Below are 21342 nucleotides of genomic sequence, written 5' to 3'. Positions count from 1 at the left end.
GCCGTGCTGTCAGCCCACCGTGCAGGTCGAGCCGTTCACGGTGAAGGCGGTCGGCGCCGGGTTGGTGCCGGTATGACTGCCGCTGATCCCAACCGAGACGGACTCGCCGGGAGCCACGGTCTTGTTCCAGGTCAGGTTGTCGGCCGTCACGTTGGCGCCGTTCTGGCCCCAGACGGCGTTCCAGCCGCTGTTCACGTGCTGGCCGGCCGAGAAGGACCAGGCGATGGTCCAGCCGGTGACCGTGTTCAGGCTGGTGTTGGTGTAGGTGATGTCGGCGTTGAAGCCGTTGGACCACTCCGAGGCCAGGTTGTAGGTCACCTTGCAGGCGCCGACGCCCGGATCGGCCGGGGTGGTCAGGCTGACCGTGCCGGACGGGTCCGAGACGTTGCCCGCGTCGTCACGGGCCCGTACGTAGTAGGTGTAGGTGGTGTTCGGGCTGAGGCCGGTGAGCGCCGCGCTGGCGCTGGGGTAGGTGCCGACGGGCTGGCCCGAGCCGGTGAACAGGTCGTAGCCGATGACACCGACGTTGTCGGTGGAGGCGGTCCAGGTGAGCGTGACCGTGCGGGAGGTCAGGTTGCTCGCCACCGGGGTCCCCGGCGTGCTCGGCGGGACATCCTCCACCGGGGTGGTACCGGGCTCGGCGTACAGCAGCCGGTTGGGCGAGCCGTCGCCGATGTTGGTCAGCACGTTCTTGGTGGAACTGCTGATGAGCGCGGTCTTGGTGTCGGCCATCGTCGCCGTCGGGTTGTCCTGGAGGTAGCGGGCGACCCAGCCGGTCACGTGCGGGGCGGCCATGGACGTGCCGGACCAGGAGCCCGAGGCGTTGTCGTCGGTGTTGACCGAGGATGTGATGGAGACACCGGGCGCGAACACGTCCACGCAGGTGCCGTAGGAGGAGAACGTCGCCTTCTGGTCGGTGATGTCCGTCGCCCCGACCACGATTCCGCGCGGCGAGCGCGGCGCGTTGGTGCAGGCGTCAGTGTTGTAGTTGTTGGCGATGAACACGGTCTGGACGCCAGAGTCGATCAGACCCTCGGCGGCGTCGTTGGCGGCCGTGCCGTAGCCCTGGAGGCTGAAGTTGGCCACCGAGCGCGCCGGGTGGTTGAGCGCGACCCAGTCCATGGCCGCCACCAGGTCGCTGGTCAGGCCGCTGTTGGCGCAGTTGAGCACGCGCACGGCCACCAGGTTGACCGCCTTGGCCATGCCGTAGGTGGCGCCGCCGACCGTGCCCGCCACGTGCGTGCCGTGACCATGGCAGTCGTCGGTCCTGCCGTCCTCGACGAAGTTGGCGCCGAAGGACGCCCGCCCGCCGAACTCGGTGTGCGTGGTACGGATGCCGCTGTCCACGATGAACGCCGTGCTGCCCGCACCGGTCGTGGTGTAGGTGAAGCTGTTGTCCAGCGGCAGGTTGTGCTGCTCGACGCGGTCGATACCCCAACTCGGCGGGTTGGGCTGGACCGTCTGGCCACTGATCGCCGAGTCGGGCTCGACGTAGGCCACGGCCGGGTTGGCACGGACCGCGTCGAGGGCGTCGTCGGGCAGGACGGCGGCGAAACCGGCGATGGCCTTGGCGTAGCGGTGGGTGATCTGGCCGCCTTCGACGACCGCGTCACGCTCCAGCGACGCGCGTAACTCCCCGGACAGGGTCGCCGACTCCTTGACGACCACGATGTAGTGGTCTCCTCCGACGGCCGTCGGGCCGGCTACGAGGAGTGGTGCCAGACCCGCCGCCTCCGCTTGGGCGGGAACCGCCGTCGCTGTCAGGGGCAGGGTGAGTGCGGCGCAGGCCAGGGTCAGTCTGCGCTTCCATGCGAGAGGCAAAGGGTTTTTCCTTCCGGAGGGATCTTGCCTCCGTGGACACTAACTGATCTTGAAACCCGGCGAGCAAGGCAATTGTTGAACGTCCGGCGGCGCCCGCGTGTCCACCGAGTCATGCTCGTCTTGAGGTGCCGCCGGAATACGGCGAAAACGGGTCGCGTCCGCTGGAGACCGCACGTCAGGCGGCGGAAGCCGAAACCCGGCTTGCGACACCTTCGTTAGCGCAGGTCAGGCGGTACTTCGTTGGGAATTTCCTCATTGCCACCGGGGCCTCGGCGGCCCGATGACGCGATAGACGGGCAGATCGTGTTCGGTGCCGATCGCCACCAGTTCGCGGCAGAGGTCGTCACGTTCGGGCAGGCCGCGGTGGCCGCGGATAAGGACCTGGATGGCCGCCGCCCGCAGGCGAGGTCGAGCGCCTCGCGGGCCGCCGCCAGGGCGGTGGGGTCGTCCTCGCCGACCAGTTCTTCGGCGTAGGCGGCGAGGAGGTGGCTGCGTGCCTCCGGGGCCAGGTCGGTGCGCTTGAGCAGGCGGCTCAGCCTTGCGCCGCATTTCGAGAGGCCGACGGCAGACGGCGTCGTACCGCCTGCCGTGCGCGCCTCAGGATGTCGCGGTGCCGCCCAGGAGCTCGCCGACCTGGACGACCGCGAGCTCGACCTGACCCTGGCCCTCCTCCCAGTTGGCGATCAGCGTGCAGCCCTCGTCGGCGAGCAGGTCACCGCCCGACCGTTCGGTTCGCAGGTACATCAGCCCCTCCTCGCCCTCGGTGCAGAAGAAGCTCAAGTGGGCGAACAACTCGGGCGACGTGCGGTCGGCCAGCGCCTCCCGCCACTCCTCGGCCGCCTCCGCCTCAAGGGGAAGGAGGCTTTCGGGGCCCGTGCCGAGCGCGGTGGCGACCCGCATCGCGTCAAAGAGTGTGCCGTCCGAGACCAGCCGCGGGTAGCAGACGGTCCAGGTGCCGCGCAGATCGGACGCGGAGAGGCCGTGTCGCGCCAACACAGGAGCCAGGTCACCACCCAGGACGAGACGGCCGGAGAAACACGCCACCGCGAGGTCCGTCTCGAACTCCGGCGGAAGTCCCGCCTTGTCGAACTCGAAGACCGACCGGCTTGCGTCGAACTCCAGCAGCGGCTCCTCCAGGTCGAAGACCGGGCAGTCCCAGACAACCGGCTCAGCACCGCGGAGGACGGCCGGGCTCATCCAGATGGAGTCCCGCGTGAAGCCGAGCTCGTTGACGAGGTCGCCGCCGAAGAACGTCGCGTAGACGGCTTTGGCGTCGAAACCCGCCAACGGACGACCGAGCAGGATCTCAAAGGCACCGGTCAGTTGTTCCGACCACGGGCCTAAGACATTCGAGGAGGAGGAACTCATGCCGCGACCATATAGACCGAACCCGTCATTCTAGACTGGGCCGGACCGGCCGGAGTCTCGGACGATACGCGTACAGCCCTGGGGACGGACCGTCATCGGGCGTCGCGTATGCCGAGGATGTATGTCGCGGTGAGCGCGACGGCGCGGTCCTCGTCGTGCGACAGATCCGTGAGGGCTCTTGACGCCGTGGTTCCCGGGACGTCCGCGAGCGCCTGGGCCAGCCGCAGGCGTACGGACGGTCCGGCGGCGCCGTGGGTGAGGCGATCGACGAGCCCGGTGGCGATCCGGTCCGCCAACGCGGGACGGCTCGCCAGCGCCCCCAGGGCGTCGGCCGCGTCGACGTCGTTCGTCCCCTCGACGACGACGTCGATGAGCGCGGGGATCGCGGCGGCCACCCCACGCGCCCCGAGCGCCAGCGCCGCGTGCCTGCGGACCACGCCGTCGGGGCTGGTGAGAGCCTCTCTCAACAGCGTGGTCGCCTTGTCGTTCTGGATCTCGGCGACGGACTGGACGGCACGTTCGCGCACCTCCGCCACCGGCGAGCCGAGGCCCTCCGCCAGCAGCGCCAGACCGTCGTCGCCCGACTGCGCCAGAGCCCAGCGGAGGGCTCCGGCGACGTGGGGGTCCCTTTCGCTCAGCGCCGCCTCGACCAGCGCCTCGACCGGCACCGTGACCTCCTCGACCGAGGACACCGAGGACAGGGCCGCGCGCTGTCGCCTGCCCGCGCTCTTCGAGCCCAGCGCCTGCAGGAGCGCGACGACCTGGAGGACCTCCTCCCAGTCCGCGGGCTCCACGGCGTCGATCTGACGCAGTCGCGTGAGCAGCTCGGTCTCGGCCGCGATGCGTTCCCGCGTCTGGCGGATGAGGTCGTCGACAAGGTCCGAGGGCGTGAAGTCGGGATCGTCGAGCGCGCGCCCGACGTCACGCAACGACAAGCCCAGAGAGCGAAGGCTCTCGATGTGGAAGATCCGGCGGACGTCCTCGCTTGAGTACTCCCGGTAGCCGGCGCCGCTACGGCCCGTCGGCCGTACCAGGCCGAGCGAGTCGTAGTGCCTGAGCATGCGGGCGCTGACCCCCGACCGTCGTGCCACATCACCGATCAACACCGCCTGTCACTCCTCCCTGCCGGTCGGGCCGAGGGCTACGACGCGCTTGGCCTCCTCGATCGCGAACTCGAATCCGGTTTCCGGGTCGTTCAACAGCCGTTCCGTGGCGATCGCGTGCGCGCGCACGCGCGGCCTGGGGTCCGTCGCCGCGGCGCGCAGGGCCGGCACGATCGCCTCACCGAGCGCGACCAGCGCCCGGCTGAGGCTCAGCTGCGTCTGGCGTCCGCCGCGCCCGAGCTGTGTCGCCAGCACCGCGGCCAACCCGGCCTCCTCCCCTTCGGGCACGAGTATGACCGCCGCCCGCCAGGCGCTTCGCGCCACCTCGTCGTCGGAGTCGGTCAGCAGCGCCTGGGTGATCGCCGGCCATGTCCGTCGATCGCCGATCTTGGACAGCGTGTGCAGCGCCTGGCTCCGTGCCTGCGCGCGCTCGGAGCGGAGTTCCTTCAGCAGCGCCGGGATCGTCACCGATGCCGGGTGGCGGGTAAGTGCCCAGGTCAGCATATCGCGCACGTAGAATTCGGGCTCGATCGCGCATCGCTCGACGAGCCTGCCGACGAACAACGGGTCGGGGGTCGTGCCGATCGCCATCGCGGCCCGCAGCCGTACGGACTCGCGGCCGTCCTCCAGTCCTCGAAGAACCGCGTCCTGTTCCTGAATGGTCATCGGGACCACCTCCTCGGCAGCAGTGAAGACCTTGTCACCGTGTGAAGGTCAAGCGGGATCCGGAATCCCGTTCGCCCGGCCGTAGGAACCGGTCGCCGACGCAGGCCTCAGCCGTCGAGGGTGGGCCGCAGGAGACGGCCGAGGCGTTTGCGGGTCTGGATGATCGGGGTCGTCTCCACATGGGTGATGGCGGGCAGGGCCGCCAGGCGCTGGGTGAGGTACCGGAAGGTGTCGTGGGCGTCGGTGCAGATCACCGTGGCGGCCAGATTGGTCGGCCCGGTGGTGGCGGCGGCGAAGACCACCTCGGGATGGGAGGCCAGAGCCTCTCCGGCGGCGGTCAGCTCGGCGGGCGGGACCGAGGCCCACAGTCGCGTCCCCGCGCGATAGCCGAGGTAGGCGACGTCGAACTCGGTGTAGAAGTGGAGCGCCCCCTGGGCCTGGAGGTCGTCCATCCGCCGCCGGACGGTCGACGGTGACCAGCCGGTGGCCGCCGCGAGCTCGGCCAGTCCGGTACGGCCGTCGTAGGCCAGGACGTTCAGCAGGCGAAGGTCGTCGGCGTCGCAGTGGGGAAGGCCGGAGCCGGTCACCGCGTCGGGCCCGCGACCGAGCCGGCCGGCCTCCTGCGGGGTGAGGGCGTTCAGCAGCCGGACGCCTCCGGGCGAGCCGTAGAAGGTGTGCAGCAGCGAGTAGGCGGTGAGGTCCACCACCCGTCCGCCGCGGGGCAGGCGTTCCAGGAGTCGCTCGCCGTCACCGGGCATCCGCGCACGGGTGATGCACTGCACCTCGGTGCCGCCGGAGACGACCTGCACCCAGGCCGTGTCCGGGCGCCGGGCCAGCGCGGAGGCGACCCCGTCCGCCGCTCCCGGGACACAGCGCAACCGCAGCAGCAAACGTCCGTGCGCGTGGAAGTTGGCGGGCGGAACCGCCACGACCCTGAGCAGATCGGCCGACCGCAACCGCCGGTAACGACGCGCCACCGTCTGGTCGGAGACCCCCAGCACCTCGGCGATCCGGCTGAACGGGGCTCGCGGGTCGAGCTGGAGCGCGTGGATCAGCCGCCGGTCCAGCTCGTCCGCAACGTCGATTTCCACCACTGAAAGCTAGTTGATGTCGGATTCGGGCCGTCAATCGGCTTCTGAGTGGTCCGGGGGTTCGTTCGCGCCGCAGAGTTCGTCGGGTACCGAGACGAAGGGACGAGGCGATGATTCTGGTGACAGGGGCCACGGGAAACGTCGGACGGCACGTGCTCACCCGGTTGAGCGCGACGGGCGCCCCCGGCGTCCGCGCCCTGGTGCTCCCGCAGGAGGCCGCGTCGGTCCGGGTGCCCGACGGCGTCGGCGTCGTGCCCGGGAGCCTCGACGCGCCCGGCGGGCTGGACGAGGCGCTGACCGGGGTCGGGACGGTCTTCCTGATCTGGCCCTTCCTCACGACCCAGGGCGCGCCCGCGGTGCTGGAGGCGATCGGCGGGCACGCCCGGCGGGTGGTCTACCTGTCGTCGATCGGCGTGGACGGCCGGCCCGAGGAGCAGGACGACCCCATCTTCAGGCTGCACACCGACATGGAGGGCCTGATCGAGAGGTCCGGCCTGCCCCGGACCGTCCTGCGGGCGGACACGATCGCCAGCAACACCCTGGGCTGGGCCGACCAGATCCGCGCCACCGGGGTGGTGCGCGGCCCGCTCACCGCGGCCACGGCGGTCGTCGACCCGCGTGACATCGCGGCCGTCGCCGCCCGCGCGCTCACCGACGACGCCCACCGGGGCGCGACCCACCTGCTGACCGGGCCCCGGGTGATCAGCCGTCCCGAGCAGGTCCGGGCGATCGGCACGGCGATCGGCCGTGCACTCCGCTTCGAGGAGGTCCCCGTACCGGACGCGCGGGCGCGGATGCTCGCCGACGGCCGTCCGCCCGCCCTGGTGGACGCGCTGCTGGCGGCGGCCGAGAAGCGCTCGGCCTCGTCTCTGGTCACCTCGACCGTCGAGGACATCACCGGGCGCCCGCCGTACGACTTCCGGCAGTGGGCACACGACCACCGTGAGTCCTTCCGATGAACGACCACCTCGGATCGAACACGCCGAACCGGTGACCGCCCCCGGTGCCGTCACGCACTACGAAACAGGCCGGTCACCGGTTCGTCCCAGTCGATGCGGTAGTCGTAGATCCAGCGACTCGGATCCGCGCCCCTGCGGGCCATGAATCTCATCCCCGCGGCCATGACGAGGTCACGCGGTATGCGCGCCAGGGGCCCGAGCCCCTTCCAGCCTCCGGTGCGGTTGCCCTGGTCGACGACCCGTTCCACGCGCTCGCGCCGGAGCCGTTCGTAGGCGGTGAAGGCGGTGGTGACGCCGGGGCTGTCGCGCAGGCACTTGGCCAGGACGACGGTGTCCTCGATGGCCATGGCAGCCCCCTGCCCGATCGAGGGGGCGGTGGCGTGGGCGGCGTCCCCGATGACGATCATCCGGTCGCGGTGCCACCGGGGCACGGAGGGGACGTCGTAGGTCTTCCAGGCGGGGAAGATCTCGTCGGAGGCCGCGACGAGGTCGGCGGCGGGACCGGCGTCGCGCCGGAACAACTCGACCAGGTGGGCCCGCCACTCCTGTGGGTCGATCGCGTCCAGCTCGGCGCGGGTCGGCTCGGCCTTCCTGGCCGGGTTCGCCGCCCACCAGACCTCCCCGCTCGGATGGGTGAGGTGCACGAAGAAGCAGTGCCTGCCGAAGATCGCGCTCATCACCCCCGGCTCGGCGCCGGTCCGGACACCGCGCGCGTAGCCACCGGTGTTGAGCAGCCCGGAGTAGCGGACGCCGGGGGCGGCCGGGTCGATGATCTTGCGGGTACGCGACCACAGGCCGTCCGCGCCGATCAGCAGGTCTCCTTCGGCCGTGCCGCCGTCGGCGAACCTCGCCAGCACCCCGCCTCCCCCGCCGTGGGCGTCCACGAGCCGCCTGCCGTACTCGATCCGCACGCCCTGCCGTACGGCGTGCTCGCGGAGCAGGCGGTAGAGGTCGGCTCGCTTGACGGTCCTGCTGACGGTGCCGTCCGGCAGGGGCTCGCCGTACCGGAGCTCACCGAGTTTCCTGCCGGAGCCGCTGGTGAGGGTCATCCTCGGCGTCTCGAAGCCGATCTCGCCGACGTCCACGCCGAGGGTGCGTAACGCGGCGAGCGCGTTCACCGCGAGTGTCAGGAATGCGCCCACGTTGTCGGCGCCGTGCTCGTAGGCCTCGTAGACGACCGGCTCGATGCCCGCCTTGCGGAGAGCGATCGCGCTCAGTGTGCCCGCGATGCCGCCGCCCACGATCAGTGAAGTGTATGTCATACACATAAATCTATGTCATACACTTCGTGGGTGACGGAAGAAGAGCTGCCCGCGGGTCTCAGCGCGCTGTGGGCCCGGTTCGACGAGCCCGAACCGGAGCGGAGAAGCCGGCTGACCCTGTCCCGCGTCGTCCAGGCGGCGGTGGAGCTGGCCGACGCCGACGGCCTCGACGCCGTGTCGATGGCGCGGGTCGCCGAACGGCTCGGCTTCACCACGATGTCGATCTACCGGTACGTCAGGAGCAAGAACGAGCTGCTGCTGCTGATGCTCGACCAGGTCGCGGCGCTGCCCGCCGAACTGGACGAGCCCTGTGGCGGCTGGCGCCCCGGCCTGGAGCGCTGGTGCCGCGCGCAGTGGGAGATGCTGCACACCCACCCCTGGATCGTGCGCCTGCCGATCACCGGGCCACCGATCACCCCCAACCAGCTTGCGTGGGCCGACCGTGCCCTGGGGGCGTTGAAGGACACCGGACTGAGCGAGGCCGACAAGGTGGGGGTCGCCCTGCTGGTCGCCAGCCACATGCACACCGTGGCGCGGCTGAGCGCCGACCTGGGGCAGGCCGCCTCGGGCGAGCCGATCGCCGCCTACAGCGACCTGCTCGGCGGCCTGGTCGACGGGCGGCGCTTCCCCGCGCTGCGCGCCGCCGTCGACGCGGGCGCCTACGACTACCCCGCGGAGACCCCGGCGGACGAACGGCGGCTGGACTACCGGTTCGGGCTCGCCCGGATCCTGGACGGCGTGGCCGCGCTGATCCGCGCCACGGGCGGATGACTACTCGGGCCAGTCGGAGTCCTTGACGACCTCGACGAAGTCACCGCGCCGGAAGCCGGGAACGTAGTGGGCCAGTACGTCGGCCTTGACGTTGCCGAAGGTCGTCTCCGGGCGGTCCTTGACGCCCTCGGTGAAGGCGGCGAGAATCCGGTTCTTGAAGTCGGGCCGGGGGTGGGCCGCGACCACGGCCTCGCGCTGCTCGCCGGAGACCGCGTGATAGCCGATGCCCAGAACGTCCAGCTCCACGCCACGGGTGATCAGGGCCACCTCGGGCGCCATGTGCAGCGGGATCTCCGGGGTGGTGTGCAGGGCGATCCCCGTCCAGACCCGGTCGGCAGGCTCTCCGGTGACACCGTGGGCGTTCAGGAAGCGGCGGGCCTCGTCGGCGCCGTCGATCTCGAAACGCTGGTCGGTACGGCGGAAGCGCTCGGTCAGCCCCAGGTCGTGGAACATGGCCCCCACGTACAGCAGCTCCGGATCGAAGTCCAGCCCCTGCTCCCGGCCGCGTAGCGCCCCGAACAGGAACACCCGCCGGGAGTGGTCGAACAGCAGCGGGGAGGCGGCCTCACGCACCAGTTCGGTCGCCTCACGCGCCAGGGCGCTGTCCGGGATCCGTACACCCGCGATCGATTCACCCGTCATGACTGCCTCTCCTCACCCTCGATCGGTTGACTCCTCCAGATTCACCCGGTGCCATACCCTGACACCATGTCCATACGGCCATGTGAACCACAGATTCCGACATGACGCATCGAGTGGCCTTCGTGGTGTTCGACGGCGTGACCCTGCTCGACGTCAGCGGCCCCCTGGAGGTGCTGCACCAGGCGGGCCGGTACACCTCGGTCCTGGTCTCCCCCCACGGCGGCGACGTCCGGACGGCCTCCGGACCGACGCTGGCCGCGACGACGACGGCGGCCGACGCCGGGCCTGTCGACACGGTCGTGGTCGCCGGAGCCGACCACCTCGCGGAGCGGGGCCCCGAGGACGAACTGCTGACAACGGTCACCGACCTCGCCGACCGGGCGGCACGGGTCGCCTCGGTCTGCAGCGGCGCCTTCGTCCTGGCGGCGCTCGGCCTGCTCGACGGCCGGAGGGCGACCACCCACTGGCGGCACGCGCGGGCTCTCGCCCGCCGCCACCCCCTCGTGCGCGTCGAACCGGACGCCCTGCACATCCGGGACGGCCGTTACGTCACCTCCGCGGGGATCAGCGCGGGCATCGACCTGGCCCTCGCGCTGGTGGAACACGACCACGGAGCGGGCGCGGCCCGGGACATCGCCCGTGAACTGGTCGTGTTCATGCAGCGCCCGGGCGGCCAGTCACAGTTCTCCACGGCGCTGGCGACCCCACCGGCACGCGGCGACCTGCTGCGCTCACTGACCGCCTCCGTACTCGCCGACCCGGCGGCAGACCACAGCCTGCCCGCCATGGCCGCCTCCGCGTCGGTCAGCACCCGGCACCTGACCCGGCTGTTCCAGGCGGAGCTGGACACGACTCCGGCCCGCTGGGTCGAACGTGTCCGTCTCGACCGCGCCCAGCAGCTCCTCCTCGACGGGCACAGCATCACCTCGGCGGCACGGCACAGCGGTCTCGGCAGCGACGAGACCCTGCGCCGCACCTTCGCCCGCCACCTGGGCACCACGCCCACCGAATACCGCAGACGTTTCGGCACCACGACCTGACATCGACCTGACATTCGAAGCGGCCGCGCCGTCGTAACGGTGAGGGACAGGAAATCCACACCGGAAGAAAAGGGGCGGGTGGCGATGACCACGCGACACGAAACAGACGAGACCGTTCTCCGGAGGCACCTCGGCAGGCTGGTCGAGGCGATCCAGGCCAAGGACCTTGAGGGCCTGGAACGTCTCTACGCGGCGGACGTCGTGTCCTTCGACGTGGAACCTCCGCTGCGGCACGTCGGAGCGGAGGCGAAACTCAGGAACTGGGCGAACGTGTTCGCGTTCTTCGCGGACGTGACCTACGAGGTGCGCGACCTGAGACTCGTCGTGGGTGACGACGTGGCGTTCGGGTACGGCTTCGGCCGGCTCAGCGGCACGTCGAGGAACGGGACCGCGACGAGCGGCATATGGGTCAGGGGCACCTTCTGCTTCCAGAAGATCGACGGCGACTGGCTGATCGTGCACGACCAGGCCTCCGTGCCGTTCGACATCGCGACCGGTAGAGGGGTGATCGACCTGGAACCCTGACGGCAGACGGGAGACTCGGTCTGAGGTGGCCCGGCCGGTTCGCGACTCTCACGGGGAGATGGGATACCTTGGCGGGACGGCGACCGTCCGCGCCGAACCTCCGGCGACCCGCCCCAGCCGGGTCACCCACGGAGGCAAAGGGAGGCCCACCTCTCGGCCGGAGCTTCGTTGCCGATCGCGTGCCCGCCGTACCGGTCGCTGGGGGATCCACGGTTGGCCGCGTGGGAGACGACCATGACGAAGCAGCCCGACTTCAAACGACGCGTGCGCGCCCGGATGACCAAGACCGGCGAGTCGTACGCCGCCGCCCGTGGCAGGCTCCTCGCCGAACGGCCGGCCGACGACCGGATGGCCACGGCGTTGCATGTCAGCAACGGCGACGGCACGGCCCTGCCGGAAACCGGGCTCGCCCGGCGTGTGCTGTTCTGGCGTGACGTCCTGCACGACGGCCCGGTGCCCGCGGTGGGGGCCGGGGAGCTCCGCCGTGTCAGGGCTGGTTTCCTCGCCGAGGCGGGCGCGGACGAACGGGGTGAGGCCGCGGCGATGTTCGCCGAACGCGACCGCGTCCTGGAGGACAACCGGGACGGCGAGTACGTGCTGTGGTTCGAGGCGGACCTGTACGACCAGCTGCAGATCATCCAGATCCTCGCCCGCCTCGCCGACCTGGGTGTTCCCGCACGGCGCATCACCTTGATCTGCATCGGCGAGCATCCCGGCATCGCCCGCTTCGGCGGCCTCGGCCAGCTGACCGTGGAACAGCTGCGCGAACTGCCCGCGACGAGGGCGTGCGCCCGGCTGACCCCGGACGCGCTGCGGCTCGCCACCCACGCCTGGGGCGCCTTCCGGGCGCCCACCCCCGACGGCCTCGGCGCCGTCGCCGCGAGCCACTCGGCTGAGCTGCGCTTCCTCGGCGAGGCGTTCGACCGGCTCAGCAGGGAGTACCCGGCCACCCGCGACGGGCTGTCACTGGCCGAACGACGGGTACTCGCCGCGGTCGCCGACGGCGCGCCCGACGCAGGAACCGTGTTCATCCGCGCGGCGGCGCGGGAAACACGCCCGTACCTCGGAGACATCTGGTACTTCGCGATGATCGACCGGATGATCCGTGCTCCGGTTCCGCTGCTCGACGCCGAGCGAGGGGACCGCCGGGTCGGCCACGCCACCCGCCTGCGCCTGACCGAAACCGGAGCACGGGTACTCGCGGGCGAGGCCGACCACGTCGCGCTCAACGGCCTCGACCGTTGGATCGGCGGCGTCCACCTGAGCGGCCGCCACGTACGCTGGCGCTGGGACGACGGGCTCGAAACCATCACGGGAAAGGCCTGACGAGCGCACGTCAACCGCGCCGCCGGTCTCCGCCTCCGGCGTCCAGCGCCTCGACCACCTGGCGGTGCACCCGGGTCAGCACGACGACCAGCACCACGAGGACGACGTCCAGGATCAGCACCGAGACCAGCGGCGGCAGCCACCGCGCCGCGACCCCGACCGCGGCGCAGGCGCCACACGCGAGAAGCCGTGCGACCCACGCCCGTCCCGTGGTGACGTAGTACCACCACGCCTGCGCGACCAGGTACAGGATCGGGCCACCACACAGGAGCAGGCCCACCTGGGCGTTGCCGGGGCCGGTGGCGTGGCCGATCACCAGCTCGGAGCCGACCGCGCCGATCACCAGGCCTGTCAGCGTGCCGTACAGGCCGTTCACCGCGCGGTGGATCGACCGCATCGGGTCGGCTGTGATCGCGATCTGCCGTGTCACGATCTTCTCGCCGCCGAGGAAGTACGTGGCCCACAGGCACACCAGCGCGACGAACACCCCGAAGGCGGCGGCCGTCGTCGGCACGTCGACCGGGGCGTCGGAGATCGCCGACCCGATGGTCAGCACCGTCTCACCGAGCTGCAGGATGAGGAACAGCCGGATCCGTTCCACCATGTGCTCGGCGTCGAACACGAAGTGCCGGGACGGGAAGACCCTGCCGGGCAGCGGGTGCCTCAGCCACGTCCCGGCCAGGTCGACCGCGGCGGCACCGGCCCACCAGACCAGCCGGGATCCGGGATCGGCCGCGGCCCCGGCCAGCCACAGCGGAATCGAGACCGCGGCCCACACCAGCACCCGGTGGTAGTGGCTGCGCAGGACGGCCACCGAGGTGGTCAGGGCGGCCGTCGCGCCGGTCAGGAGCAGGATCGCCACCAGAGGCACCGTGAACGCCCACGGGCGGGCCGCGAACGCGTGCGGGATCTGGGCGTTCATGAACAGGCCCAGGCCCATCACCGCCAGCACCAGCCCCTGGGTCCGGGGCCGCGTGATGTCCAGGAAGGTGGCGTCGAAGCTGGTGAGGACCCAGGTGCTGAGGACCGCGACCAGCATCACCGCCGTCTCGGCGGCGCCACGCCAGGACAGCTCGGCGTGCAGGTGCTCCGCGAGTTGCCTGAGGGCGAAGACGAAGGCCAGGTCGAAGAACAGCTCCAGCGGGGACACGGCACGGCGCAGCCCGGCGTCCGACGTCGCGCTCACGCCGGGACGCCTGACAGGGTCACGGCCCGACTCGGCATGCCTTCACAATAAGCCAGATGATCGTCACAACGGGTCACGACACCGGGCGGGCGTCGACGTGGCTCTCTCACGAACGACGGCTTTCCAGGCCCGGCGCCCGGGTCGGCGTCACCGGCCGCGAAGGAGCGCGTCCGAGCCGGTCAACGGCCCAAACGGCGGGGCACGGCGGTCGGCCCCCCGCTCAGCCGAACAGCGACAGATCTGTGACTCCTCCGCTCCCTGAAGGGAGCGGCTTCTCGCCAAACCGCTTGCGTGGCCCGGCGAAGGGCAAGCCCTGCCCTGAGAATGTTGACCGCCGCGTTCACGTCGGCGTGCGCGGTGTGCCCGCACGCCGTACACGCGAACTCGGCCTGGGTGAGGCGGGTCGATGCGCGTTCGGGCCTTGGCGGCCAGGCCGCGCTCGGCGGGGAGGGGTTCGCCGCGGTGTACGCGAAGGGCTGGGAACTGGACGCGAGGACGGCCGTGAGCGTGGACGTCATCCGCCCGCGGCGTCCTCGGCCTCCCAGCGCAGCAGGTCACCCGGCTGGCACTTGAGGACCTCGCAGAGAGCGGCGAGCGTCGAGAAGCGCACCGCCTTGGCGCGGCCGTTCTTGAGCACCGCCAGGTTGGCGGGCGTGATCCCGACGCGGTCCGCGAGATCGCCCACGGACATCTTCCGCCTGGCCAGCATCACGTCGATGTCGACGATGATCGGCATCAGATCACCTCGTCCAGCTCGGCCCGCATCCGCGTCGCTTCGACGTCGCGCGCGACGGCCTGGGCGAGCAGCATCCGCAGTACGAGCACGATGAGCGCGACCCCCAGGATGCCCAGGCCGATCCCGCCCATGATGACGGTGACGCCCGGGTCGTCCCGCTGCCCCGGCGCGTTGAGGGCCGTGACCGCGAACCACAGGAGGGCGGCCACAACGATCGCGCCGATCACGGCGTCCACGTACCGGAAGGCGGCGTGGGAGAACACGGTTCCGCGTCGCACCATCGTCACCAGCCGCCATACGCTGACCAGGGTGACCTGGCCCGACACCATGCCCAGGATCGTGATCAAGCGCAGCGGGGTCAGCGGGAGCGACCCGTCCTCCGGATCGGTGGCCAATGTCCACACCATCGATACCTGTACGAACACGGTGCCGACGAACACCGTCGCAAGCACGACGCGAAGCGCACGCACTGTCAGTTTTCCCATGCCCCGTCCTTCCATCGAATTGCGATGGAAATCTATCGATTTTCGATACCTTGGGCAAGGGCTGGAGGTGGTGACTTCGCGCCGTCGCGGGAGTCCCGTTGGCGACGGCGCAGGATTTCCAGGCCGCGAAGGCGGGACGGCTTGAGCATGCCCTCCTGTGGCCGGTCAGCCGAACGGGAGAGGTGAGCCGAGCATCCAGTTGCCGGGCGCCTCGGTGTCGGTGCCGAGGTAGAACTCCTCGATGGCGGCGCGGAACTCCTCATGGGTGAGGGTGCCGCTGCCGTTGCGGTCGAGGCGCTGGAAGGCCGCGCCGGAGACGGCCGGGGTGATACCGAGGGCGTCGTACAGGCGGACGTACTCATCGGCGGTGAGCGCGCCGCTTCCGTCGGTGTCCAGGGCGCGCATGAGGGCGTCGACGATGGGCATCACCAGGCGTTCGAGGGTCGCGGCGTCGGAGGCGACGTGGGAGCGCATGGCGGAGACGAACCGCTGGGGACCGATGCGGCCCTGAGCGTCCGGGACGCCGGCCTCGCCCAGGACGTCCCACCAGATCATGAACGCCGCGCGTAGCGCGCTCTTGGCGCCCTCGTCCGGGGTCACCGCGGCGAACACCTCGCCGATCCGCTGGAAGTCATCGCGGGTGAGATGGCCGTCGCCGGTGCGGTCGAACCAGGTGAACAGGAAGGTGAACTTCTGCTCGGTGCTGTCGTGGACCATGGTGGCCTCCTTGGGCGGGAGCGGTCGGGTAAGGGCTGGGGCGGGGACACCGGCCGGGGCGAAGGCCGACGCTGTGGCGATGGGCGGCGACGTGTGCCGTGAAGGCATGGAACTCCAACCAGGATCGAGAGCTACATAAAGCGACATATCAGATGCGAAGAGTAGTTGTTTGTGATCAGGGGTGCACTACCAAGCACGGTGACATTGACCTTTCGCCCCACTCCCCCGGACCGACCCTTCGAAAGTGGCGACGGTCGAGTCGGCGATCCACCGCCGGGGCGGCGGCGGGGTCCGCCTGCCTCGGACGACGGTGGGGGTGGCACGATCTCAACGTCGGCACCCGTCTCATCCCGGCGGACAACTCGCATTCTTCGTTGGGTGTTGTGGTGTTCTCGCCGGATAACGCCTTTGTCCGCCAGGGGAAAGCGAGCCGGAACTCGGCGGATAAGACGGGATGGTGGAAGTTCTGCTTGACGAAGGGGCCGAAGGGTTCGAAAAACGGCCTCTCCCGCGATGCCTCTCGCTGCCGGGTGTGGGTCTTGGCCGAGGTCGCCGGGACCGGCTCTGGCGGCGTTGGACGTGCTTGACGGCCGACATGGGCGGGTTCGGGAAGGGGTGGCCGGGGTCCGGTCGCCGAGGGTGGCGGGGTGGGGATGGCGCGGGTTCTGGTGGGTGCTCGGGTGGTGTTCTGGCAGTTCAGGGGGCTTTCCGAATATTTCGGAAAGCTGCTGGATCTTGTCCGGTGGGGTGCGGGAAGTGAGACCGGGGTCGGCGTGGCGTTCAGGCACCCGCCGCCTCGGACGCCCGCCTTGCCTTCCCGAGCGCGGCGTGGACCGTTCGAGGGACATGTGGGGCCCCTGTACCGGCAGGGGCCCCTTTATTTATTTCCCATCTTTTGTCCGGTTCTCCGATGCGGGAAGGTTTCGGCCGCGAATCGCGGTTTCGGAACGGTCGTACGGAATGGGCCGCGGCTATAAGTCGCATACGACCGAACGCTTCCGGAGAATTCCGAAGGACGGAAAGGTCAGGAAATCTAGACCGGTGACCGGGAAATGCGTAACTCTTACGACCACAGATCGAGGGCGGCCGGTAACCGCCCGACGAACACCGCAGCGGATTCCACGCCGCGCCCAGGAAAGAGGCCCACATGTCCGTCCGTACCCCGCGCCGCAAGTCGCCGGCGCCCGCTACGCGCCCCACCCCGGTGACCATGCCCTCCGGCCACCGGATCGTCGTCCTGATCGTGGTCGTCCTCGTCACGGCGGTACTGCGGGTGAGCGGCCAGCCGCTGCCCGAGAGCCTCCTGCTGGTGCTCGCGACGGGCGGCGCGGCCGCCCAGATCAGCTCGTGGCTGGCCGGCGGAACGGCCGGAAGCAGGTGGCTGTGATGCCCGGACAGGACAAGGCCCCGGTGCGGTCGCTGGTGGAGGAGGTGAAGGGCGTCACCACACCCGAGCAGTTCGGGTAGCAGCTGAAAAGGCTCAAGGAGGTCGACGGTCTGCGGCCTTCCTCAAGCAGTTCGCCGACCTTCTCGGCGACAAGAACCAGCGCCCTCTACACGCGGGGCAACCCGGTTCTCCAGGACGTGCGCACAGGAGATGTTCCTGCCGAAGTTCCTCCACGAACTGCAGAACCGTGCCTGCCCGGACAAGCTCATCACGGTCATCACCGGCTCGGACGGCGCCGCGCAACCCAGGGACACACCCGAGCTCACCGACCCGAAGGTGTCCACCGCGCTGATCTACGCCCTGGGCTCCTTCAAAGGTGTGGAGAAGCGCATTCCCGGGGCGGGCGGTCGTCACCTTCGACCTCACGCGCCGGGTTCCGAGGTCGTCCGCATCACCCCGCCCGGCGGGTAACCATCGAGAACACGCCATCCGCCATCTCCCGACCGCGAAGGAATGTTTCACCACGAACCCGTACGGTGCCGCCCACGACCCACTGTGGGCGGCACCGTACCTTTCCGGGAGTGAGAGCCGCGCGTCATCGCCGATGCCGACGTCCACTGCCATCACCCGGACCGTCTGCCCCATGCTGACGACGAGATCATCGCGCGGGCTTCTCGCCGTTCCACGCCCGTCTGCGACCTATGGGGGCGGGGAAGGCCGCCCGTCATGCCGGTTTAGCGGGAGACCGACCAGTAGTAGTTGGGGCTGTAGCCGTCGTCGGCCAGGACGACGAACTCGTTCGGCCCGGTGCCGTAGACGGGTCTGATGGCGTTTCTGGTGATGGAGGAGACGAACTTGACGGTGCGCCAATCGCCCTCGCGGTCGGGCTCGGCCCGCCACAGGAACTCGTTCGTGCTGCTGCAGTCCTTGCTGACCACGCTGGGCAGGCCGTCGACGATGCGGCCGGGCGCGGCGCACAGGTTGGACTTGGCGTTGCGCATGCGGAACCAGAGATGGCCGCCCCGCACCTGGCCCTCCTCGAAGAACCACTCGTTGGCCGGCGGGGTCACGCCCGCGGTCCAGGCGAGCACGTAGCAGTTGACGCAGCCCGGGGCGGAGTATCCCTCGTGGATGAGATAGCCGTTGGTCCTGACGTTCTGGACGACGTGACGGCGCTCGTCGTCGACGAACGGCGGGGAGACGACAGGCGAGGGTGTGGCCTCGGCGACGGGTGCCTGGGCGGGCCGGGCGGTGAATGCGGCGTCGGCCGGCGTGGTGACGAGCAACGCGCCGGCGAGCGCGAGCATCGACAACACCGCCGGCAGAACCAGCTTGGCGGTCGAGTACGGCGACTTCATGGGGTGTCCTTTCACGGTTGGGCCGGCAAAGGAGAAAAGGAACAGGGGGCGGCGCCGCGAGGACCGCTGTGGGCCGGGTGGGTCGCGGGCAGCGCCGAACCAGGTGGCGGTCGTGTCCTCATCCGTCCGGAGCGGGAGCGCCCTTCGGGAGGCGGGGAGTCAGGACGCCTGCGGGGAGGTGGGGCCCTCGTTGCCGATCCAGGTGACGTACCAGCCGTAGCGTTCGGCGTCGGCCGGGCTCAGCGGCCCGCCGTCGGTCCAGCGCACGTAGACGCGAAAGCCGGTGGGAGTGGCGTCGTAGATGCCGGTTGCGCCGCTGAGCAGCCACTGCGATCCGCCGGTGCTGCTGATCGAGGCCACGTAGACCGGGGTGGCGGCGAACTCGGCGTCGCCGGTGTCCACCTGCAGGGTGATGGTCGTGTCGGTGTAGACCTGCCAGCCCTGGCCGGGCTCGGTGCGGCCGGAGACGGTGTGACCGCACGTCTCGGGGCAGGAAGGCGGGAACGGGGCGCAGCCTCCTCCGCAACCGCCGCCGTGACCACCGCTGTGACGGGGCGGGCAGGGCTGCGGCGGCAGCGCGCAGACGACGAGCGTGCTGGTGGTGACCGGGTGGTCGGGCGGGGTCTCGTTGGCGGTGGCCGCGGCGGTGTTGCGGATCGCGCCGGGCCTGGTCACCACGGCCTTGAGCTCCAGGCGCGCGCTGGCGTTCTCATCCAGCGTGCCGACGTTCCAGACACCGCTCGCCGGGTCGTAGCCGCCGGTGCCGGTGCCTCCGGTGGCGTGCGCGGACAGGTAGGTCAGGTGTCTGGGCAGTCTGTCGGTGACCTTCACGCCGGTGGCCTGGCCGGGGCCGTGGTTGGTGACGAGCAGGTGGAAGGTCACGACCTCCCCCACACCGACCTGGGTGCGGTCGGCCGCCTTGGTCAGGCCGAGGTCGACAGGCCGCCGCACGGGGGTGGTGACCGCGTTGGAGACGGCGTCCCTGTGCTCGACGGGGTTCTCCAGGGTGTTGTCGTAGGTCGCCTTGGCCTGGTTCTCGATCAGGTGGCCGCCGGCCGTCCGCTCGATCCTCACCTGGAACCGGACCGTGGTGGAGACCGGCCTGCCGTCGGTGGAGGGGTCCAGCCGGCCGCCCGCGTCGGCGGTGGCGCCCTCGCCGAGGCGGAAGGTCACCGTGCGCGAGACCGGATCGTAGGAGGCGCGCTCGTCGCTGCCGGCCCCGGGGCCGTTCACGATGCGCGGTGAGCCGGGCACCAGGCTGGTGCCCGGCGGGACGGCGTCGGTCAGGACGAGGTTGTCGGCGGGCGAGCCGCCCTCGTTGACGGCGGTGACCTCGTAGGTGACGGTGTCGCCGATCTTCAGCTCGCCGTCGGGTGCGGCCTTCTTGGTCAGCACCACACACGGTGCGGTGCCGAAGACGATGTCGTCCAGGAAGTTGCCGACGCTGGGGCTGCCTCCGGCGGAGCGGATGGCGACGAACCCGAACCGGGTGTGGTCCTGACCCGCGGGGACGGTGTAGACGCCGCTGTGCGTGCCCCACGCGCCGGTGCCGTCCTCCAGGTTCTGGGGGTTGTTGTTGGGGACGAGCCGGGCGCCCTGCGCCGGGACCGGGCCGATGTGGACCTGCATGACGTCGTTGCCGCTGCGGCCGCGGTGGCGCAGCCTCCAGTACAGCTTCTGGCCGGGTGTGGTGGGCAGGTCCTGGTACAGCATGGACGCCGAGTTGGCGTTCAGCTCGACGAACTGGGTTCCCTCCGCCGACGGGACACCGTAGGTGGAGGAGTTGGAGGGCCAGAACTCGATCTGGTTCCTGCTGTCGTTGGTCTGCCAGCCGGGTACCTGGCCGGCGTCGAGGAAGGTGACGTTGTCCCGGTTCGGTACCTGAGGCTGCTCGAAACCGCCGTTGGTCAGCACGACGCGTTTGGGGCATCCGCCGGGAGGGGGGTTCTGTGGCAAGGCCATAGGGATCCTTTCCTGCCGGTTGTCGCGGTACGGCCGAAGGGCCGACCGCACCCTACGGTTGCCATTTGTAATCGACCCATTACCGAACGTTAAGTTAGATTGCGGTTACCCCCACGCCACCGTTACAGCACGGATGAAACCCCACCCTGAGGGCCACGCACGCCTTTGAGCGGCACAAATGCGGTCGGACAACCACCGGCCACCGCGGCGTCCCGCGACTCCTGCACCGTGGTGGCGTCCCGGTTGGAGACGCGCCGCCGGGACAGCGCGGGTCAGACCCGGCCTCGTTGGTCTCACGGCCGAAGCCATGGACCGGCACCCCGACAAGGAGGATGCGACGGAGCCGCAGGGACGGTTCCATGGCCCGGTCGGCGGTGACCGAGCGCAAGGCACCGAGCCGGTGATCGCGGTCTATGATCCCCGCATGGCCGCACCGAGACTTCGAGCATCCGATGTGAGCGGGCGTGTGCTGGACGATCCAACCGACACCGAGGTGCACGACCTTTTCGCGGACCTGAACGCACGCTGGATGTTCGCGATCGTGGAAAGGCTGGATCGCGAGCCGGCGGGCCAGTTCTACTTCCAGGTTCACCTTGATTACGCGGGTGGCCAGAACCCGGATGCCGACGAGGAGGTTGACGTCGACTATGACGTCGAATTCCGGGAGGGCGGTCCGGATGAGCATTACCGTGCCAGGATTACCGGCCTGTACGGCTTCGCCGGACTGGACCTCGTGCACAGGGCGTATCGCGCGTGGCGGACCGAAGACCCTGGATTGAGGAATCTGCTGTCGTGGAAATCGCCGAAGTTCGAGAGCCGAGCTGACACGGCTCAGGGCTCCTGAGGCTACGGCGAACGGTGACCTGTCACCTCGACCGCGGCCAACACCGCCTTCACCAGGGGAAGCACACCCTCGCAGCTTGAAACGCGGTGTCTC

Annotated in this window: 21 protein-coding genes and 1 pseudogene; 8 read left to right on the top strand and 14 right to left on the bottom strand. The window is 70.1% G+C overall.

Annotated elements, in window-relative coordinates:
• Positions 1-9: 9 nt before the first annotated feature.
• The 5 genes from ABZ470_RS21145 to ABZ470_RS21125 all read right to left on the bottom strand — a co-directional run bounded on the left by ABZ470_RS21145 (position 10) and on the right by ABZ470_RS21125 (position 6049).
• Positions 10-1821 (bottom strand): cellulose binding domain-containing protein, encoded by a 1812-nt coding sequence (locus tag ABZ470_RS21145; RefSeq protein ID WP_362913121.1) that lies wholly within the window; start codon positions 1819-1821, stop codon positions 10-12.
• Between the two features lie 597 nt (positions 1822-2418).
• Positions 2419-3108, bottom strand: a complete 690-nt coding sequence (locus tag ABZ470_RS21140; RefSeq protein ID WP_362913119.1) for a hypothetical protein — start codon at positions 3106-3108, stop codon at positions 2419-2421.
• 173 nt (positions 3109-3281) lie between these two features.
• Positions 3282-4295 carry a HEAT repeat domain-containing protein gene (locus tag ABZ470_RS21135; protein WP_362913117.1) on the bottom strand — a complete coding sequence of 338 codons (1014 nt, stop codon included), beginning with the start codon at positions 4293-4295 and terminating at the stop codon, positions 3282-3284.
• A 6-nt stretch (positions 4296-4301) separates the two neighbouring features.
• The gene (locus ABZ470_RS21130) at positions 4302-4958 is read right to left on the bottom strand and encodes a HEAT repeat domain-containing protein (RefSeq protein ID WP_352012319.1); all 657 of its coding nucleotides are present in this window, start codon (positions 4956-4958) and stop codon (positions 4302-4304) included.
• A 107-nt stretch (positions 4959-5065) separates the two neighbouring features.
• On the bottom strand, positions 5066-6049 hold the full coding sequence (locus tag ABZ470_RS21125) for an AsnC family transcriptional regulator (RefSeq protein WP_362913115.1): 984 nt from the start codon (positions 6047-6049) through the stop codon (positions 5066-5068).
• A gap of 110 nt (positions 6050-6159) precedes the next feature.
• Here ABZ470_RS21125 and ABZ470_RS21120 point away from each other — a divergent pair, with 110 nt between their 5' ends.
• Complete coding sequence (locus ABZ470_RS21120) at positions 6160-7008, top strand: NAD(P)H-binding protein (RefSeq protein ID WP_362913113.1); 849 nt, start codon at positions 6160-6162, stop codon at positions 7006-7008.
• Positions 7009-7058: 50 nt separating this feature from the next.
• Here the strand turns inward: ABZ470_RS21120 and ABZ470_RS21115 are convergent, their stop codons facing one another.
• Positions 7059-8270 (bottom strand): FAD-dependent monooxygenase, encoded by a 1212-nt coding sequence (locus ABZ470_RS21115; RefSeq protein ID WP_362913111.1) that lies wholly within the window; start codon positions 8268-8270, stop codon positions 7059-7061.
• A gap of 30 nt (positions 8271-8300) precedes the next feature.
• Here ABZ470_RS21115 and ABZ470_RS21110 point away from each other — a divergent pair, with 30 nt between their 5' ends.
• Complete coding sequence (locus tag ABZ470_RS21110) at positions 8301-9041, top strand: TetR/AcrR family transcriptional regulator (protein ID WP_362913109.1); 741 nt, start codon at positions 8301-8303, stop codon at positions 9039-9041.
• Here the strand turns inward: ABZ470_RS21110 and ABZ470_RS21105 are convergent, their stop codons facing one another.
• Positions 9042-9683 (bottom strand): HD domain-containing protein, encoded by a 642-nt coding sequence (locus ABZ470_RS21105; protein WP_362913107.1) that lies wholly within the window; start codon positions 9681-9683, stop codon positions 9042-9044. It lies immediately after the preceding gene.
• A 101-nt stretch (positions 9684-9784) separates the two neighbouring features.
• Here ABZ470_RS21105 and ABZ470_RS21100 point away from each other — a divergent pair, with 101 nt between their 5' ends.
• The 3 genes from ABZ470_RS21100 to ABZ470_RS21090 all read left to right on the top strand — a co-directional run bounded on the left by ABZ470_RS21100 (position 9785) and on the right by ABZ470_RS21090 (position 12574).
• The gene (locus tag ABZ470_RS21100; protein WP_362913105.1) at positions 9785-10723 is read left to right on the top strand and encodes a DJ-1/PfpI family protein; all 939 of its coding nucleotides are present in this window, start codon (positions 9785-9787) and stop codon (positions 10721-10723) included.
• An 84-nt stretch (positions 10724-10807) separates the two neighbouring features.
• Positions 10808-11248 (top strand): nuclear transport factor 2 family protein, encoded by a 441-nt coding sequence (locus tag ABZ470_RS21095; protein ID WP_352012312.1) that lies wholly within the window; start codon positions 10808-10810, stop codon positions 11246-11248.
• A 234-nt stretch (positions 11249-11482) separates the two neighbouring features.
• Complete coding sequence (locus ABZ470_RS21090) at positions 11483-12574, top strand: hypothetical protein (protein WP_362913103.1); 1092 nt, start codon at positions 11483-11485, stop codon at positions 12572-12574.
• 10 nt (positions 12575-12584) lie between these two features.
• Here the strand turns inward: ABZ470_RS21090 and ABZ470_RS21085 are convergent, their stop codons facing one another.
• The 5 genes and pseudogenes from ABZ470_RS21085 to ABZ470_RS21065 form a co-directional block, all read right to left on the bottom strand.
• Positions 12585-13760 (bottom strand): low temperature requirement protein A, encoded by a 1176-nt coding sequence (locus ABZ470_RS21085; protein ID WP_362913101.1) that lies wholly within the window; start codon positions 13758-13760, stop codon positions 12585-12587.
• A gap of 179 nt (positions 13761-13939) precedes the next feature.
• Positions 13940-14161 (bottom strand): annotated as a pseudogene (locus tag ABZ470_RS21080) (zinc ribbon domain-containing protein); the annotation flags it as partial.
• A gap of 113 nt (positions 14162-14274) precedes the next feature.
• Positions 14275-14496: a helix-turn-helix transcriptional regulator gene (locus ABZ470_RS21075; RefSeq protein WP_352012309.1), complete on the bottom strand. Its 222-nt coding sequence runs from the start codon at positions 14494-14496 to the stop codon at positions 14275-14277.
• Positions 14496-14981 carry a DUF2975 domain-containing protein gene (locus ABZ470_RS21070; protein WP_362913099.1) on the bottom strand — a complete coding sequence of 162 codons (486 nt, stop codon included), beginning with the start codon at positions 14979-14981 and terminating at the stop codon, positions 14496-14498. Before ABZ470_RS21070 ends, ABZ470_RS21075 begins: the two co-directional genes overlap by 1 nt.
• A gap of 165 nt (positions 14982-15146) precedes the next feature.
• Positions 15147-15698 (bottom strand): EF-hand domain-containing protein, encoded by a 552-nt coding sequence (locus ABZ470_RS21065; RefSeq protein WP_362913097.1) that lies wholly within the window; start codon positions 15696-15698, stop codon positions 15147-15149.
• Between the two features lie 1147 nt (positions 15699-16845).
• Here ABZ470_RS21065 and ABZ470_RS21060 point away from each other — a divergent pair.
• Both ABZ470_RS21060 and ABZ470_RS21055 read left to right on the top strand, forming a co-directional pair.
• Positions 16846-17085 (top strand): hypothetical protein, encoded by a 240-nt coding sequence (locus tag ABZ470_RS21060; protein WP_362783659.1) that lies wholly within the window; start codon positions 16846-16848, stop codon positions 17083-17085.
• Positions 17086-17295: 210 nt separating this feature from the next.
• Positions 17296-17556 (top strand): hypothetical protein, encoded by a 261-nt coding sequence (locus ABZ470_RS21055; RefSeq protein WP_362913095.1) that lies wholly within the window; start codon positions 17296-17298, stop codon positions 17554-17556.
• Between the two features lie 263 nt (positions 17557-17819).
• Here the strand turns inward: ABZ470_RS21055 and ABZ470_RS21050 are convergent, their stop codons facing one another.
• Both ABZ470_RS21050 and ABZ470_RS21045 read right to left on the bottom strand, forming a co-directional pair.
• Positions 17820-18443 (bottom strand): hypothetical protein, encoded by a 624-nt coding sequence (locus ABZ470_RS21050; protein WP_362913093.1) that lies wholly within the window; start codon positions 18441-18443, stop codon positions 17820-17822.
• 159 nt (positions 18444-18602) lie between these two features.
• Entirely contained in the window at positions 18603-20405 is a 1803-nt protein-coding gene (locus ABZ470_RS21045; protein ID WP_362913091.1) for a hypothetical protein, read from the bottom strand.
• Positions 20406-20712: 307 nt separating this feature from the next.
• On the opposite strand from ABZ470_RS21045, the gene ABZ470_RS21040 reads away from it, so the two are divergent.
• On the top strand, positions 20713-21249 hold the full coding sequence (locus ABZ470_RS21040) for a hypothetical protein (RefSeq protein WP_362913089.1): 537 nt from the start codon (positions 20713-20715) through the stop codon (positions 21247-21249).
• The last annotated feature ends 93 nt before the right edge of the window (positions 21250-21342 follow it).

Origin of the sequence: Streptosporangium sp. NPDC020072 (genome assembly GCF_040631445.1) — a bacterium.
Taxonomy (GTDB): domain Bacteria; phylum Actinomycetota; class Actinomycetes; order Streptosporangiales; family Streptosporangiaceae; genus Streptosporangium.
Note: the sequence above shows the minus strand (reverse complement) of the source record. Positions and strands in the feature narration are given on the sequence as shown.